Source organism: Pseudomonas sp. NPDC090201, assembly GCF_044746825.1.
In the GTDB taxonomy this organism is placed as follows: Bacteria; Pseudomonadota; Gammaproteobacteria; order Pseudomonadales; family Pseudomonadaceae; genus Aquipseudomonas; species Aquipseudomonas putida_AD.
The window spans coordinates 73,514-88,723 of record NZ_JBIVCX010000006.1; the positions used below are offsets into that span (position 1 = coordinate 73,514).

Below are 15,210 nucleotides of genomic sequence, written 5' to 3' on the forward strand. Positions count from 1 at the left end.
ACCGGCCTCCCCAAGCATAGACAGCCATCACTTGATCGTCAGGGCTTCCAGCTTGCCGCTGTTGCCAAAGACGTAAATGGTGTTGCCCGACACCAGAGGGCGGGCACGCAGGCCGTCGCTGTCGATCTTTTCACGGGCGACGAAGTGACCGTCGACCTGGCTGAGCAGGTGCAGATAGCCTTCCATGTCGCCGACCGCCACGTAGCTGGAGAACACTTCCGGCGAGCCCAGTTGACGACGGGCCAGCGAGTCGTTGCTCCACAGTGCAGTTGACGAACGCTCGTCGACGCCTTCCACAGTGCCGCTGGCCAGGGAAACGTAGACGCTGCCGAAGCCCTGGGCGACACCCGAGTAGCTCGATGCATCACGCTGCCACAGCACGCGGCCGCTCTGCAGCTCCAGGCCCGCAACGCGACCCTGGTAGGTGGCGACATACAGCGTGCTGCCGGACAACAGCAGACCACCGTCGATATCCACCACACGATCCAGCTCCGAGCGACCTTGTGGAATCGCTACGCGCTGCTCCCACACAGGCACGCCGTTGCTGGTGTCCAGCGCCACGACCTTGCCGGTGGAAAGACCGGCAACGGCCAGCTGGCCGGTGACGATCGGTGCGCCGGTACCGCGCAGGGTCAGCACCGCAGGACTGCTTTCGTAGATCCAGCGCTGGTTGCCGGTCGCGGCATCGTAGCCGATGACCTTGTCGTCCTGGGTCTGGGCGACGACCACGTCACCGTTGGTGGCAGGAGCCGACAGCACTTCGCTGGTGGCCTTGGCCTTCCACTTCTGCTCGCCGGTGGACTGGTCCAGCACGATCACTTCGCCACGCAGGGTGCCGAGCATGACCATGCCGGAACCTACGCCCACGGCGCCGGAAACAGGCTGTTCGATTTCTTTCTTCCACAGCACGTCGCCGTTGCTGCGGTCGATGGCCATGACCAGACCATTGGCGTCGGCGGCGTAGATGTGCTCGCCGTCGATGGCCGGAACCAGCATGTTGTAGATGTCGCCCTGGCCATCACCGACCGAGCGGCTCCACAGTTTCTGCAGGGTCACTTCGGGTTTGAAGTCGACCAGATCCGCAGGAGGCAATTCCTTTTTGCTGTTGCTGCTGCAACCCGCGGCCAGAACGACCAGAGCCAGCACTGCCGCATGTTTCCAACGAATCACGTCACGCATCCCCTTTCGCCAGATCGTCGAGCTTCATTTGCAGGCCGCCCACTGCCGATTGCTCGGACAGCGAAGCCTTGGCCTTCTTGTATGCAGCGTAGGCATCGTCGGTACGACCCAACTGAACCAGCAGGTCGCCACGCAGTTCTTCACGGCTGGCGGCGAACGCCTTGTCAGCGTCGCCGTCGAGCAGTTTCAGGGCTTCGTCAGCCTTGTTCTGCGCCGCCAGTACACGGGCCAGACGCTGACGGGCGATCTCGCCCAGCGTCGGGTTGGCCGGTTTGTCGCTGACGGCCTTCAATTCGCTCGCCGCGTCGTCCAGCTTGCCGGTGTCGACAGCCACCTTGGCCACGAACAGGCTGCCGTACTGGGCGTAGGCAGTGCCGCCGAAATCGCTTTTCAGCTTGCCGGCGATCTGGGCCACCTGGCCAGCATCGGCCTGGCCGCTTGGCGTCAGGGCTGTTTCCAGCAATTGCTGATACAGGGCCGAAGCGCCTTGCGCCTGGTTGTTCTGATAGCGATGCCAGGCTTGCCAGCCCAGCACAACGATCACTGCCAGCAGGCCACCAGTGACCAGGGGCTTGCCGTTACGCTGCCACCAGTCCTTGACCGCGGCCAACTGCTCATCATCAGTATTCGACACCCCAACACTCCTATTCGCTAATTCTGCTTGTTATCAGGCCTGGCCTGGCTTCAACCCTGCGCAATGCAGGTGGCCAAGTGCTCGGACAGAGCATCCCAGGCAATGTTTTGTTGTTCGCCCTGACCACGCAGAGGCTTGACGCCCACTTCCTTGCGCGCCAGTTCTTCATCGCCCAGGATCAGCGCGTACAACGCACCGCTCTTGTCGGCTTTCTTGAACTGGCTCTTGAAGCTGCCGGCGCCGGCATTGACCTGCAGGCGCAGGTTCGGCGCCTGGTCACGCAGGCGCTCGGACAGCGCCAGTGCGGCCAGTTCGGCGGCTTCGCCGAAGGCGCAGACGTAAACGTCGATGGTGCGCGAGATTTCTTCCGGGACCTGCTCCAGGGTTTCCAGCAGCAGCACCAGGCGCTCGATGCCCATGGCAAAACCGACGCCGGTGGTGGGCTTGCCGCCCATCTGCTCGACCAGACCGTCGTAACGGCCGCCCGCGCACACGGTGCCCTGGGCGCCGAGCTGGTCGGTGACCCATTCGAAAACGGTCTTGCTGTAGTAATCCAGGCCGCGAACCAGTTTCGGGTTGATCACGTAAGGAATGCCGGCAGCGTCCAGACGCGCCTTGAGGCCTTCGAAGTGAACCCGCGATTCTTCGTCCAGGTAGTCCGCAAGCTTGGGTGCATCGACCAGCACGGCCTGGGTTTCAGGGTGCTTGGTGTCGAGCACGCGCAGCGGGTTGGTCTTCAGGCGGCGCTGGCTGTCTTCGTCCAGTTGGTCATGGCGGGCCGAGAGGTACTCGACCAGCGCTTCGCGATAGCGCCCACGGGCCTCGCTGGTGCCCAGGCTGTTGAGTTCGAGCTTGACGGCGTTGCGGATGCCCAGCAGGCCCCACAGGCGCCAGGTCAGCACGATCAGCTCGGCGTCGATGTCCGGGCCGTCCAGGTTGAACACTTCGCAACCAATCTGGTGGAACTGGCGATAGCGGCCTTTCTGCGGGCGCTCGTGGCGGAACATCGGGCCGATGTACCAGAGTTTCTGCACCTGGCCACCGCCGGTGATGCCGTGTTCCAGCACCGCGCGCACGCAGGCTGCCGTGCCTTCGGGGCGCAGGGTCAGCGAGTCGCCGTTGCGATCGGCGAAGGTGTACATCTCTTTTTCGACGATGTCGGTGACTTCGCCGATGGAGCGCTTGAACAGGTCGGTGAACTCGACGATCGGCATGCGGATCTGGCGATAACCGTAGTTATCCAGCAGACCGGCCACGGTGCCCTCGAAATAGCGCCACAGTGGCGTCTGGTCCGGCAGGATGTCGTTCATGCCACGAATGGCTTGCAGAGACTTACTCACAAAAATTCCTTGAAAACGGGTTAGCCGCGAACGATCAGCGCTGCGTCGGCCTGGACCTTTTCGGCCGCTTTCTCGCGGATCAGGCGTTCAAGCTCGTCCACAAGGTTGTCATTGGTCAGCTTTTGCGACGGCTTGCCATCGATGTAGATCAGGTTCGGCGTACCGCCGGTGAGGCCGACATGGGCCTCCTTGGCTTCGCCTGGACCGTTGACCACACAACCGATCACCGCCACGTCCAGCGGCACCAGCAGGTCTTCAAGGCGCCCTTCCAGCTCGTTCATGGTCTTGACCACATCGAAGTTCTGCCGCGAGCAGCTCGGGCAGGCGATGAAGTTGATGCCACGGGAACGCAGGTGCAGCGACTTGAGGATGTCGTAGCCGACTTTCACTTCTTCCACAGGATCGGCGGCCAGCGAGATACGGATGGTATCGCCGATTCCTTCGGCCAGCAGCATACCTAGGCCGACGGCCGATTTCACTGTGCCTGAACGCAAACCACCGGCTTCGGTGATGCCCAGGTGCAGCGGCTGGACGATTTCCTTGGCCAGCAGGCGGTAGGCTTCAACGGCCATGAACACGTCGGAGGCTTTAACGCTGACCTTGAAGTCCTGGAAATTCAGGCGCTCCAGATGTTCGACGTGGCGCAGGGCGGACTCGACCAGGGCCGCCGGCGTCGGCTCGCCGTACTTCTTCTGCAGGTCCTTTTCCAGGGAGCCTGCGTTGACGCCGATCCGGATCGGGATGCCGCGATCACGCGCAGCATCGACCACAGCACGCACGCGGTCTTCGCGGCCGATGTTGCCCGGGTTGATGCGCAGGCAATCGACACCCAGCTCAGCCACGCGCAGGGCGATCTTGTAGTCGAAGTGGATGTCGGCGACCAGAGGCACCTTGACCAGTTGCTTGATGCGGCCGAACGCCTCGGCGGCGTCCATGTCCGGAACGGAAACGCGAACGATGTCCACGCCCGCCGCTTCCAGACGGTTGATCTGGGCGACCGTGGCGGCCACATCGTTGGTGTCGCTGTTGGTCATGCTCTGTACTGCGATTGGCGCATCGCCGCCAACCGGCACGGAGCCGACCCAGATTTTACGAGATTCGCGACGCTTGATCGGAGATTGGCCGTGCATGACTTATTGCCCCAGCTTCATACGGGCGGTCTGGCCCGAGGTGAATGGTGCGACGTCCACAGGCTGTCCGTTGTAGCTCACTTGCGCGGCACGGGCGACGCCCAGGCGCACGGCCAGCGGCGGCTTGCCACTGACGTTGATGCTGTCGCCGCTGCGTTTGAGGCCACTGGTCAGGACCTTGCCATTGGCGTCGGTGACCTGGAACCAGCAATCGGCGCTGAACTGGATCTGGACCTGGCCAAAACCTGCCGGGGTCGGTGCAGTTTCAGTCGCTGCAGGCGCAGGCGCAGTGGCCGGGGCTGGAGCAGTTGCGGTCGCCGCAGTGGTTGGTGCAGGTGCAGTGTGCGCAGGCGCAACCGGTGCGGCCGGGTTGGCAACGGTGCCGTGGGCAGGCGCTGTGGCGGTGGCCGTGGCAGGCGCAGTGGTGGACGGCGCAGGCGCGGTTGGCGCAGCAGGCGTCGTGGTGGCGGGCGCGGCCGGCTCGACATTGTTGAGCGGCAGCGGCGCGGTGGTGCTGTTCTGGGCCTGGGTCGCAGCCTGGTCTTCAGGCTCGTCCAGTGGGTGAATCTGGGTGGTGCCGTCGGCGCTTTCGACTTCGACGTGTTCCATGCCCAGGCTGGTCGGTTCCTTGCCGCGCAGGGTCGCCTGATCCTGCCACCAGACGAAGCCGCCGCCGATCAGGGCAACCAGCAGCAACAGGCTGACGATGCGCAGGATGTTGTGGGACAGGCGCACGGGTTCTTCGATGCGCCCCAGGGCATGGACGTTGCTGCCCTTGCCGTCGGTGCCGGTGTACTGGTCGAAATCGTTGACCAAGGCTGCCTGGTCCAGGCCCAGCAATTTCGCGTAGGCACGGATGTAGCCCCGGGCAAATGTATGGCCGGGGAGCTTGTCAAAATCGCCCGCTTCCACATAACCCAGGGAAGTCGAGGTGAGGTTCAGCCTCAAAGCCACATCTGGCAGCGACCAGTTTCTGCTCTCGCGAGCCTGGCGCAGGGTTTCACCAGGGTTCGTGCGAGTGGCTGCTACAACTTCGGGATGCGCCGCTTTCATCATTGCTCCGACAGGTATTGCTGATATTCCGGGGTACCGGGATAGAGTCTTTTGAGTAGCAGGCCATAACTGGCCGCCTTGTTGCGATCGTCATAAATCTTCGCCAACCGGGTGCCGAGCAACAGACTGCGTGCATTCTGCTCGCTAAGCTGGCTGAAACGGTCGTAATAGTCACGCGCCGGCACATAATGCCTGTCTTCGTAAGACAACTCAGCCATTTCCAGCAAAGCGCGTGGTTGTTGACGATCGAGCCTCAAGGCTTTGTTGAAGTGCTCCAGCGCCTGGGCGCGGTCATCGAGCTTGAGCGCCGTCATGCCCAGGTTTTCGAACACCCTGGCACGCTCAGCGTAGAGATTATCATCGGCGGCCTGCTCAAAGCGCGCGTAGGCTTCCTTGTAGCGCTTCTGCTCGTAGAGGAAACCGCCGTAGTTGTTGAGGATGCGGGCATCTCCAGGCCGCGAGGACAGCGCCTTGGCGTAATACTCATCGGCCAGTTGCGGCTCGAGCTCGGTCTGGAACACCAGGGCCAGGGCGGCGTTGGCGTCGGCATCGGAGCTGTTGAGTTCCAGCGCCTTCTTCAGCGGCGCCTTGGCCCGTTCCGTCTGACCTTGCTGAAGATATCCCAGCCCCAGTTGCACATACGCCTGACGAGCCTCATCACGTCCCTTGCTGGTACTCAGCGGATCGACATTGCCGGTGGACACACAACCGGCCATCAACGTGACAAGACACAGCAGCAGCGCAGCGCGCAGGGACATAGAGATCCTCTCGGTCAAGTTCGCAGTCAGTTGCGAGCGGCAGCGGCCTGGGCCCCGTCGGGCTCGGCGCTGAGTTCGCGCACAGCGATGTAGCGTTCGCTGCGACGAGTGCGGTCCATTACCTGCCCGACCAACTGGCCGCAGGCAGCATCGATGTCTTCACCGCGGGTGGTGCGCACGGTGACGTTGAATCCAGCCTGGTGCAGCAGATCCTGGAAACGACGGATCGCGTTGTTGCTCGGGCGCTCGTAACCGGAATGCGGGAACGGGTTGAACGGAATCAGGTTGATCTTGCAAGGAGTGTCCTTGAGCAGTTCGATCATCTCGACCGCGTGCTCAGGCTTGTCGTTGATATCCTTGAGCAAGGTGTACTCGATGGTCAGAACGCGCTTCTCGCCCAGCGCCGACATGTAGTTGCGGCAGGACTCGAGCAGCATCTTGAGCGGGTATTTCTTGTTGATCGGCACCAACTGGTTGCGCAGCGCGTCGTTTGGTGCGTGCAGCGACAGGGCCAGGGAGACGTCGATGTGCTGGGCCAGCACGTCGATCATCGGCACCACGCCGGAGGTAGACAGGGTCACCCGACGTTTGGAAATGCCATAGCCAAAGTCGTCCATCATCAGACGCATGGCCGAAATGACATTGTCGAAGTTCAGCAATGGCTCGCCCATGCCCATCATCACCACGTTGGTGATGGCACGGTCGACGGTCGCCGGGACACTGCCGAAGGATTTGTTGGCAATCCACACCTGGCCAATGACTTCGGCGGCGGTGAGGTTGCTGTTGAAGCCTTGCTTGCCGGTGGAGCAGAAACTGCAATCCAGGGCGCAGCCCGCCTGGGAAGACACGCACAAGGTGCCGCGCTTGCCCTGCGGAATGTAGACGGTCTCGACGCAGCTGCCGGACGCCACGCGAACGACCCATTTACGGGTACCGTCGCTGGAGATGTCCTCGCTGACGACTTCAGGACCACGAATTTCGGCACGACGCTCGAGCTTTTCGCGCAGCGCCTTGCCGACGTTCGTCATGGCTTCGAAGTTATCGACGCCATAGTGGTGAATCCACTTCATGACCTGACCGGCACGGAAGCGTTTCTCCCCGATGGACTCGAAGAATTTTTCCATTTCCGGCTGGGTCAGGCCCAACAGGTTGATTTTACCAGTTGTATCAGTCATGGATTCACCCTCACTCGCAGCGGCAGCTTAGCGAGTGGTTACCTCGGTAGCAGCGAAGAAGTAAGCGATTTCGCGAGCAGCAGCAGCTTCGGAGTCCGAACCGTGAACGGCGTTGGCGTCGATGGACTCGGCGAAGTCAGCGCGGATGGTGCCGGCAGCAGCTTCTTTAGGGTTGGTAGCGCCCATCAGCTCACGGTTTGCCAGGATGGCGTTTTCGCCTTCCAGAACCTGAACGACAACTGGACCGGAAGTCATGAAGGCAACCAGGTCACCGAAGAAACCGCGAGCGCTGTGCTCAGCGTAGAAACCTTCTGCTTCGGCTTTGGACAGTTGCTTCAGTTTCGAAGCCACGACGCGCAGACCGGCTTTTTCGAAGCGGGTGGTGATCTCGCCGATTACGTTTTTGGCAACGGCATCAGGCTTGATGATCGAGAAAGTACGTTGAACAGCCATGGTGTAACTCCAGAAACAGTGAGTTTTGCGAAAAATTAAACCCGCGAATTATACGCGGGTTCTCATGTATTGCCTAACCTGCAGAGACGATCAGTCTATTTCGTCGACCCAAAGGGTCTGAACCGCCTCCAGGACCTTCTCGCCGACCCGGCCAGAAGTGTCATCGAAATCCGGCAGTTGCTGAATCATCTGTTGCAGTTTGACGAACCCTACCGAGTACGGATCGACGCCCGGATGGGCTTCGGCCAGCTCTTCGGCGATGCGTTGTACGTCATTCCAACCGTAGCTCATGACAATCCCTCGGTCAGTGCGGCGCTTCGGCTGCATGGTTAAGCGAATATTTCGGAATTTCGACGGTCAGGTCTTCGGTCCCGACCTTGGCCTGGCACGCCAGGCGCGAAGTCGCCTCAAGGCCCCAGGCACGGTCGAGGTAGTCTTCTTCCAGCTCGTCGGCTTCCTCCAGCGAGTTGAAGCCCTCGCGGATGATGCAGTGGCAAGTGGTGCAGGCACAGACGCCGCCGCAGGCACTTTCCATCTCGATATGGTGCTCGTGGGCGAGCTCCAGGATCGACGTGCCCGGCTCAGCCTCGACCACCAGCCCGTCCGGGCAGAATTCCTTGTGGGGCAGAAAAATCACCTGCGGCATCGTTATTCCTCAATCTCATTCAGGTTGCGCCCGGCCAGCGCGGCTTTCACCGTCGAGTCCAGGCGGCGGGCCGCGAACGCATCGGTCACCTGCGACAGACGCTTGGTCTGCTGCTCGATGGCCGCACCGTCGGTGCCCTTCATCAATTCACGGAGTTCTTCGACCTGCATCTCGATGACCATGCGCTCTTCGGCGTCGAGCAAACGCTCGCCGTCGGCCTGCAGCGCGCCTTCGACGGCTTCGATCAGCCGCTGGGCATCGACCTGCTGCTCACGCAGCACACGGGCCACCTTGTCATCGCCGGCATACTGGAACGAATCCTTGAGCATGCGGGCGATTTCGCCATCGGTCAGGCCGTAAGACGGCTTGACCTGAATGCTCGACTCCACGCCCGAAGCCAGCTCGCGAGCGGAAACACTCAGCAATCCATCGGCATCGACCTGGAAGGTGACACGAATCTTCGCAGCGCCGGCCACCATGGCCGGAATGCCGCGCAGATCAAAGCGGGCCAGCGAACGACAGTCACTGATCAGTTCACGCTCGCCTTGCAGCACGTGAATCATCATGGCCGACTGGCCGTCCTTGTAAGTGGTGAATTCCTGGGCACGGGCCACGGGAATCGTGGTGTTGCGCGGAATGACCTTTTCCATCAGGCCGCCCATGGTCTCAAGACCCAGGGACAATGGAATCACATCCAGCAGCAGCAACTCGCCACCATCGCGCTTGTTGCCTGCCAGCGTATCGGCCTGGATCGCTGCACCAATGGCAACCACTTGATCCGGATCGATTTCAGTCAGCGGCTGGCGACCGAACAGCTCGGCAACGGCGTCACGTACGCGAGGCACGCGGGTCGATCCACCGACCATGACCACCGCCTCGACTTCGTCCAGCTCGATGCCGCTGTCACGCACGGCGCGACGGCAGGCCTTGAGGCTGCGGGCGATCATCGGTTCGATCAGCGCGTCGAAACCGCTGCGGCTCAGCACGCCAGTCCACGAGCCATAAGCGACGTCCACCGAATCGGCATCGGTCAGCGCTTCTTTTGCGGCGCAAGCGGTCTGCATCAGGCTGCGCTGGGCTGAAGGATCCAGGTCGTCCGACAGACCCGCCTCGGCAATGATCCAGCTGGCAATGGCGTAGTCGAAGTCGTCACCGCCCAGGGCGCTGTCGCCGCCGGTGGCCATGACTTCGAACACACCGCCAGTCAGGCGCAGAATCGAAATATCGAAAGTGCCGCCGCCCAGGTCATAGATGGCCACGATGCCTTCGGCGTTCTGGTCCAGACCATAGGCCACCGCCGCAGCGGTGGGCTCGTTGAGCAGACGCAGCACGGTCAGACCCGCCAGCTTGGCGGCGTCCTTGGTGGCCTGGCGCTGAGCATCGTCAAAGTAGGCAGGAACAGTAATCACCGCACCGACCAACTCGCCACCCAGGGTGGCTTCTGCGCGCTGGCGCAGCACCTTGAGGATGTCGGCGGACACTTCAACCGGGCTTTTCGCACCCTGAACGGTCTCGATGAACGGCATGTGCGACTCGCCGCCGATGAAGCGGTAAGGCAACTGCTCGCCCAGGTGCTTCACATCGGAAATACCACGCCCCATGAGGCGCTTGACCGAAATGATGGTGTTCAAAGGATCGGTGGCGGCAGCGTCCTTGGCGGACTGGCCGACCTCGACGCGATCGGCGTGATAACGCACGGCCGACGGCAGGATGACCTGGCCATCCTGATCCGGGAGCGGCTCACTGATGCCACTGCGCAGGGCAGCAACCAGCGAGTTGGTGGTGCCGAGATCAATCCCGACGGCCAGACGGCGCTGGTGTGGTTTTGGACTTTGGCCGGGTTCGGCGATCTGCAGTAGAGCCATTGCTTTTCTGATATCACTGGCGCGCCGCCCAAAAGGCGGCGCGGGGTTAATCGTCGAGGCGCTCTTCGAGCTGGCGCACTTCGTAGGAGAGCTTGTCGAGGAACTGCATGCGGCGCATCAGCCTTTCGGCCTGCTCACGCTGTGCAGCATCGTCCCAACAGGCCGCGAAGCTATCGTTCAGTTGTTCCTGCGCCACCTTCAAGCGACGCTTGAACGTCGCCACGCCATCCAGGTCCGCTTCGTCCTGCAGGTCTTCGAGCTCTTCGCGCCACTGCATCTGCTGCATCAGGAAGTCAGGGTCGTGCACTGTGACTTCCAGGGGCACTTCGCCCTTGAGCGCCAGCAGGTAACGCGCCCGCTTAGGCGCATTCTTGAGCGTCTGGTAGGCATCGTTCAGGCTTGCCGAGCGCTCCAGCGCAACACGTTGCTCACGCTCGGAAGCGTCGGCAAAACGGTCGGGGTGCACACTACGGGCAAGCTCGCGATAGCGCGTGGCCAGCAAATCGAGGTCCAGCAGGAAACCCGGCTGCAGATCGAACAGAGCAAAGTGACAAGGAGTACCCACGATAAGCCTCAGACGTTGAAGCTTTCGCCGCAGCCACATTCACCGCGCGAGTTGGGGTTGTTGAACTTGAAGCCTTCGTTCAACCCTTCCTTGACGAAATCAAGCTCGGTGCCGTCCAGGTAAACCAGGCTCTTGGGATCGATGATCACCTTGACGCCGTGGTGCTCGAACACCGTGTCTTCGCTTTCCGGCTGGTCGACGAACTCGAGTACGTACGCCAGGCCCGAACAGCCAGTCGTGCGAACGCCCAGACGAATGCCATCACCCTTGCCGCGCCCTTCGAGGGAACGGCGCACGTGGTTGGCGGCAGCTTCGGTCATGCTGATAGCCATCGTGACTCCTTACTTGCAAGCGGGATGAAGACTGCTCAGAGCAGGCCTTTCTTCTGCTTGTAATCGCGAACGGCGGCCTTGATGGCGTCTTCGGCGAGTACGGAGCAGTGAATTTTCACTGGCGGCAGGGCCAGTTCTTCAGCCAGCTGGGTGTTCTTGATGGTCTCTGCTTCGTCCAGGGTCTTGCCCTTCATCCACTCGGTAGCGAGGGAGCTGGAAGCAATGGCCGAACCGCAGCCGTAAGTCTTGAACTTGGCGTCTTCGATGATGCCCTGCTCGTTGACCTTGATCTGCAGGCGCATAACGTCGCCGCACGCCGGGGCGCCGACCATGCCGGTGCCGACATCAGGGTCTTCCGCGTTCATCTTGCCGACGTTGCGCGGGTTCTCGTAGTGGTCGATGACCTTTTCGCTGTAAGCCATGGTTCATATCCTCATCAAATCAGACTGTCGCTCTGGCGACACTTCAAAAACCCGGTTTTCAAAGCGCCGCATTCATGTGGCGACTTTAAATTAGTGTGCGGCCCACTCGATCTTCGAGATGTCGACGCCGTCCTTGAACATGTCCCACAGCGGCGACAGAGCGCGCAGCTTGGTGACGGCTTCGCAGACCTTCTGCGCAGCCCAGTCGATTTCTTCTTCGGTGGTGAAGCGGCCGAAGGTGAAGCGGATCGAGCTGTGTGCCAGTTCGTCGTTGCGGCCCAGGGCGCGCAGGACGTACGAAGGCTCAAGCGAGGCCGAGGTACAGGCCGAACCGGACGAAACGGCCAGGTCCTTGAGCGCCATGATCAGCGACTCGCCTTCGACGTAGTTGAAGCTCAGGTTCAGGTTGTGCGGCACGCGGGCAGTCAGGCTGCCGTTGACGTACAGCTCTTCCAGATGCTCGACCTGCTTGTAGAAACGGTCGCTCAGCGCCTTGATGCGAGCGTTCTCGGCCGCCATGTCTTCCTTGGCGATACGGAAGGCTTCGCCCATGCCGACGATCTGGTGAGTAGCCAGGGTGCCCGAACGCATGCCGCGCTCGTGACCGCCGCCGTGCATGGTCGCTTCGATGCGCACACGAGGCTTGCGGCTGACGTACAGCGCGCCGATGCCTTTGGGACCGTAGGTCTTGTGGGCAGAGAAGGACATCATGTCGACTTTCAGCTTCGACAGGTCGATCTCGACCTTGCCGGTGGACTGTGCAGCGTCTACATGGAACAGCACGCCGCGCGAACGGGTCAGTTCGCCAATGGCAGCGATGTCGTTGACGGTGCCGATTTCGTTGTTCACGTGCATGATCGAAACCAGGATGGTGTCGTCACGCAGTACAGCTTCGATCATCGCCGGAGTGATCAGACCGTCGGTGGTCGGCTCAAGGTAAGTGACTTCGAAACCTTCGCGCTCCAGTTGGCGCATGGTGTCGAGCACCGCCTTGTGTTCGATCTTGCTGGTGATCAGGTGCTTGCCCTTGGTCGCATAGAAATGCGCGGCGCCCTTGATGGCCAGGTTGTCGGATTCGGTGGCACCGGAAGTCCAGACGATTTCGCGCGGATCGGCGTTGACCAGATCGGCCACCTGACGGCGGGCATTCTCGACCGACTCTTCGGCTTTCCAGCCAAAGACGTGGGAACGCGAGGCCGGGTTACCGAAGTTTCCGTCAACCAGCAGGCAATCGCTCATCTTCTGGGCGACACGTGGGTCGACCGGGGTTGTCGCGGAATAATCGAGGTAAATCGGCAATCTCATTGAATATCTCCTATCGGGCAGGCGCGCCGCGCGTTCATCTGCGTTCACTCAACGGCGGATGTTTCAATCTTGTCCAGGAACTGTGCCTTGCTGTTGCAACGACGCAGGTCCTGGCGTTGGGCGACTTCCTGCACTTCACGGCGAGTGACGAGGTCGGCCAGGCTGATACCGCTTAGAAATTCGTGAATCTGCTGGCTGAGGTCGCACCACAAATGGTGGGTCAGACAGGTATCGCCAGCATGGCAATCACCGAGCCCCTGGCAGCGCGTCGCATCGACCGATTCGTTGACCGCATCGATCACCTGCGCCACCTGGATCCCCTGCATGCTGCGCGACAGCTGGTAGCCGCCGCCCGGACCACGCACGCTGGACACCAGATTGCCGCGGCGCAGCTTGGCGAACAGTTGCTCGAGATAGGAAAGGGAAATCCCTTGCCGCTCGGAGATATCGGCCAGGGACACTGGCCCATGCTGCGCGTGTAACGCCAGGTCGAGCATGGCGGTTACGGCGTATCGGCCTTTTGTAGTCAATCGCATGACGTGTACCGCGGAGGTTCGGAATGAGGGCGAGTATGCTATTCCCGAGTATTTAAGTCAACTATAAGACCTAGTAAAGCACTCAGGATTACCCGCAAAAACGCGGCGGTATGGTAGCAAAGACTGGGGCAAAAGGCATGCCTGCATTTTGCCCGGTGCGTCGGGCGCTTATTCCTGAGCGACTTTGGCTTCGCTGCGCTCCTTCATGCAGTCGAAGACATCCTGATGCAGCTCCGGCAGCTCCTTCTCGCGGTACTCGCAGCCCAGGCTCTTGAGCGCCTTGCCCATGTCTTCCATGCGCACATCCACCGCCTGCAGATGATCGAGCAACTGGGCAATGGCCCGTGCGACCGGGTCAGGCATGTCTTCGCCCACCCCATAGGCATCGAAGCCGATCTTCTCGGCCATGGCCTTGCGCTTGGCTTCGGCATCGTCCGCGTCAGCCTTGACGATGATCCGTCCCGGAATCCCCACCACGGTCGCACCCGCCGGAACCGGCTTGGTCACCACCGCATTGGAGCCGACCTTGGCGCCCGCGCCCACAGTGAACGGGCCGAGCACCTTGGCGCCCGCCCCTACCACCACGCCGGATTCCAGGGTCGGGTGGCGCTTGCCTTTATTCCAGCTGGTGCCGCCCAGGGTCACGCCCTGATACAGCGTCACGTCGTCACCGATCTCGGCCGTCTCGCCAATGACGATGCCCATGCCGTGATCGATAAAGAAGCGCCGGCCCACCTTGGCGCCCGGATGAATCTCGATACCGGTCAGCCAGCGCCCGAAGTTGGACACCATGCGCGCCGGCCATTTCAGATCCCTGTTCCACAACCAGCCAGACAGGCGATGCAGCCAGATCGCGTGCATGCCGGGGTAGCAGGTCAGCACTTCAAAGGCATTGCGTGCTGCCGGGTCCCGGTGAAATACGCTCTGGATATCTTCTCTCAGACGCTCGAACATCACTGATCCTTCCGCTTGTAGGGCTCACCGTGGGCGACTTTCTGGGTCTCGGTGAGGATGCCACGCAAAATGCTCATTTCAGACCGGCTGATTTCCGAGCGACCGTACAACCGGCGCAACCTGGCCATCAGGTGACGCGGCTTCTCCGGATCGAGGAAGCCAATGTCCACCAGGGTGCTTTGCAGATGCTCATAGAATTTTTCCATGTCATCCATTGCCACCAGTTCGGTGCTGCGCGGCGAGGTCGTTTCGTACTTCATGACCTTGGTCGCCTGCCCATCCGCCGCCAGCCACGCCATGCGCGTCTCGTAGCTGAGCACCTGCACCGCCGCCGCCAGGTTCAGCGAGCTGAAATCAGGGTTGGACGGGATGTGCACGTGGTAGTGACAGCGTTGCAGCTCTTCGTTGGTCAGGCCTGCGTATTCGCGACCGAAGACCAGCGCGATCTCTTCACCCTGCCCTGCGTGCTCGACGGTCATGGCGCCCGCTTCACGGGGATCGAGCAGTGGCCAGGGAATCTTGCGGTCGCGGGCGCTGGTGCCCATGACCAGATTGGCACCCACCAGCGCCTCCTCCAGCGTGCCGACGACCTGGGCATTTTCCAGAATGTCGTTGGCCCCGGACGCACGCGCATTGGCGTCATCGTGGGGAAAGTGAGCCGGATCGACCAGCACCAGACGCGAAAGCCCCATGTTCTTCATGGCACGAGCAGCGCCACCGATATTTCCCGGATGACTGGTACCGACCAGGACAACACGAATATTTTGCAGCAATGGTGGAGTCTCGCTAGCAGGTGAAAAGGGGGACGAATGTTACAGAAGCACCCGGCCCAAGGCTATGAACCCTTGCACGACATCACCTTC

Annotated in this window: 18 protein-coding genes; all 18 read right to left on the minus strand. The window is 61.4% G+C overall.

The features are described 5' to 3' along the window. Nucleotides 1-27: 27 nt before the first annotated feature. Nucleotides 28-1,179, minus strand: a complete 1,152-nt coding sequence (bamB, locus tag ACIPOO_RS18000) for an outer membrane protein assembly factor BamB (RefSeq protein ID WP_274134059.1) — start codon at nucleotides 1,177-1,179, stop codon at nucleotides 28-30. Then, on the minus strand, nucleotides 1,172-1,813 hold the full coding sequence (locus ACIPOO_RS18005) for a YfgM family protein (protein WP_274134058.1): 642 nt from the start codon (nucleotides 1,811-1,813) through the stop codon (nucleotides 1,172-1,174). The genes bamB and ACIPOO_RS18005 overlap by 8 nt, the downstream gene beginning before the upstream one ends. A 50-nt stretch (nucleotides 1,814-1,863) precedes the next feature. Further along, nucleotides 1,864-3,153, minus strand: coding sequence for a histidine--tRNA ligase (gene hisS, locus ACIPOO_RS18010; RefSeq protein WP_400608769.1), 1,290 nt, complete (start codon nucleotides 3,151-3,153; stop codon nucleotides 1,864-1,866). 20 nt (nucleotides 3,154-3,173) lie between these two features. Then, nucleotides 3,174-4,283 carry a flavodoxin-dependent (E)-4-hydroxy-3-methylbut-2-enyl-diphosphate synthase gene (gene ispG / locus ACIPOO_RS18015; protein ID WP_400608770.1) on the minus strand — a complete coding sequence of 370 codons (1,110 nt, stop codon included), beginning with the start codon at nucleotides 4,281-4,283 and terminating at the stop codon, nucleotides 3,174-3,176. 3 nt (nucleotides 4,284-4,286) lie between these two features. After that, the gene (locus ACIPOO_RS18020; RefSeq protein ID WP_400608771.1) at nucleotides 4,287-5,336 is read right to left on the minus strand and encodes a RodZ domain-containing protein; all 1,050 of its coding nucleotides are present in this window, start codon (nucleotides 5,334-5,336) and stop codon (nucleotides 4,287-4,289) included. After that, nucleotides 5,336-6,094 (minus strand): type IV pilus biogenesis/stability protein PilW, encoded by a 759-nt coding sequence (gene pilW / locus ACIPOO_RS18025; RefSeq protein ID WP_274134054.1) that lies wholly within the window; start codon nucleotides 6,092-6,094, stop codon nucleotides 5,336-5,338. The genes ACIPOO_RS18020 and pilW overlap by 1 nt, the downstream gene beginning before the upstream one ends. 26 nt (nucleotides 6,095-6,120) lie before the next feature. After that, nucleotides 6,121-7,269 (minus strand): 23S rRNA (adenine(2503)-C(2))-methyltransferase RlmN, encoded by a 1,149-nt coding sequence (gene rlmN / locus ACIPOO_RS18030; RefSeq protein WP_274134053.1) that lies wholly within the window; start codon nucleotides 7,267-7,269, stop codon nucleotides 6,121-6,123. A gap of 27 nt (nucleotides 7,270-7,296) precedes the next feature. Beyond that, the gene (gene ndk, locus ACIPOO_RS18035) at nucleotides 7,297-7,722 is read right to left on the minus strand and encodes a nucleoside-diphosphate kinase (RefSeq protein ID WP_081565735.1); all 426 of its coding nucleotides are present in this window, start codon (nucleotides 7,720-7,722) and stop codon (nucleotides 7,297-7,299) included. Between the two features lie 90 nt (nucleotides 7,723-7,812). Beyond that, nucleotides 7,813-8,013 (minus strand): Fe-S cluster assembly protein IscX, encoded by a 201-nt coding sequence (iscX, locus tag ACIPOO_RS18040; protein WP_274134052.1) that lies wholly within the window; start codon nucleotides 8,011-8,013, stop codon nucleotides 7,813-7,815. 13 nt (nucleotides 8,014-8,026) lie between these two features. Beyond that, the gene (gene fdx, locus ACIPOO_RS18045; RefSeq protein WP_274134051.1) at nucleotides 8,027-8,368 is read right to left on the minus strand and encodes an ISC system 2Fe-2S type ferredoxin; all 342 of its coding nucleotides are present in this window, start codon (nucleotides 8,366-8,368) and stop codon (nucleotides 8,027-8,029) included. Between the two features lie 2 nt (nucleotides 8,369-8,370). Beyond that, a complete protein-coding gene (hscA, locus tag ACIPOO_RS18050; RefSeq protein ID WP_400608772.1) occupies nucleotides 8,371-10,233 on the minus strand; it encodes a Fe-S protein assembly chaperone HscA in 1,863 nt (620 codons plus the stop codon). Nucleotides 10,234-10,279: 46 nt separating this feature from the next. Then, nucleotides 10,280-10,798 carry a co-chaperone HscB gene (gene hscB, locus ACIPOO_RS18055; RefSeq protein WP_274134049.1) on the minus strand — a complete coding sequence of 173 codons (519 nt, stop codon included), beginning with the start codon at nucleotides 10,796-10,798 and terminating at the stop codon, nucleotides 10,280-10,282. 8 nt (nucleotides 10,799-10,806) lie between these two features. Continuing rightward, complete coding sequence (gene iscA, locus ACIPOO_RS18060) at nucleotides 10,807-11,130, minus strand: iron-sulfur cluster assembly protein IscA (RefSeq protein ID WP_274134048.1); 324 nt, start codon at nucleotides 11,128-11,130, stop codon at nucleotides 10,807-10,809. A gap of 35 nt (nucleotides 11,131-11,165) precedes the next feature. Further along, the gene (gene iscU, locus ACIPOO_RS18065; protein ID WP_062383507.1) at nucleotides 11,166-11,552 is read right to left on the minus strand and encodes a Fe-S cluster assembly scaffold IscU; all 387 of its coding nucleotides are present in this window, start codon (nucleotides 11,550-11,552) and stop codon (nucleotides 11,166-11,168) included. A 90-nt stretch (nucleotides 11,553-11,642) separates the two neighbouring features. Then, the gene (locus ACIPOO_RS18070; protein ID WP_400608773.1) at nucleotides 11,643-12,857 is read right to left on the minus strand and encodes an IscS subfamily cysteine desulfurase; all 1,215 of its coding nucleotides are present in this window, start codon (nucleotides 12,855-12,857) and stop codon (nucleotides 11,643-11,645) included. A gap of 44 nt (nucleotides 12,858-12,901) precedes the next feature. Next, a complete protein-coding gene (iscR, locus tag ACIPOO_RS18075; RefSeq protein ID WP_274134046.1) occupies nucleotides 12,902-13,393 on the minus strand; it encodes a Fe-S cluster assembly transcriptional regulator IscR in 492 nt (163 codons plus the stop codon). 168 nt (nucleotides 13,394-13,561) lie between these two features. Continuing rightward, nucleotides 13,562-14,347 carry a serine O-acetyltransferase gene (gene cysE, locus ACIPOO_RS18080; protein WP_400608774.1) on the minus strand — a complete coding sequence of 262 codons (786 nt, stop codon included), beginning with the start codon at nucleotides 14,345-14,347 and terminating at the stop codon, nucleotides 13,562-13,564. Then, complete coding sequence (gene trmJ, locus ACIPOO_RS18085) at nucleotides 14,347-15,120, minus strand: tRNA (cytosine(32)/uridine(32)-2'-O)-methyltransferase TrmJ (protein WP_400608775.1); 774 nt, start codon at nucleotides 15,118-15,120, stop codon at nucleotides 14,347-14,349. Before trmJ ends, cysE begins: the two co-directional genes overlap by 1 nt. Between the last annotated feature and the right edge of the window lie 90 nt (nucleotides 15,121-15,210).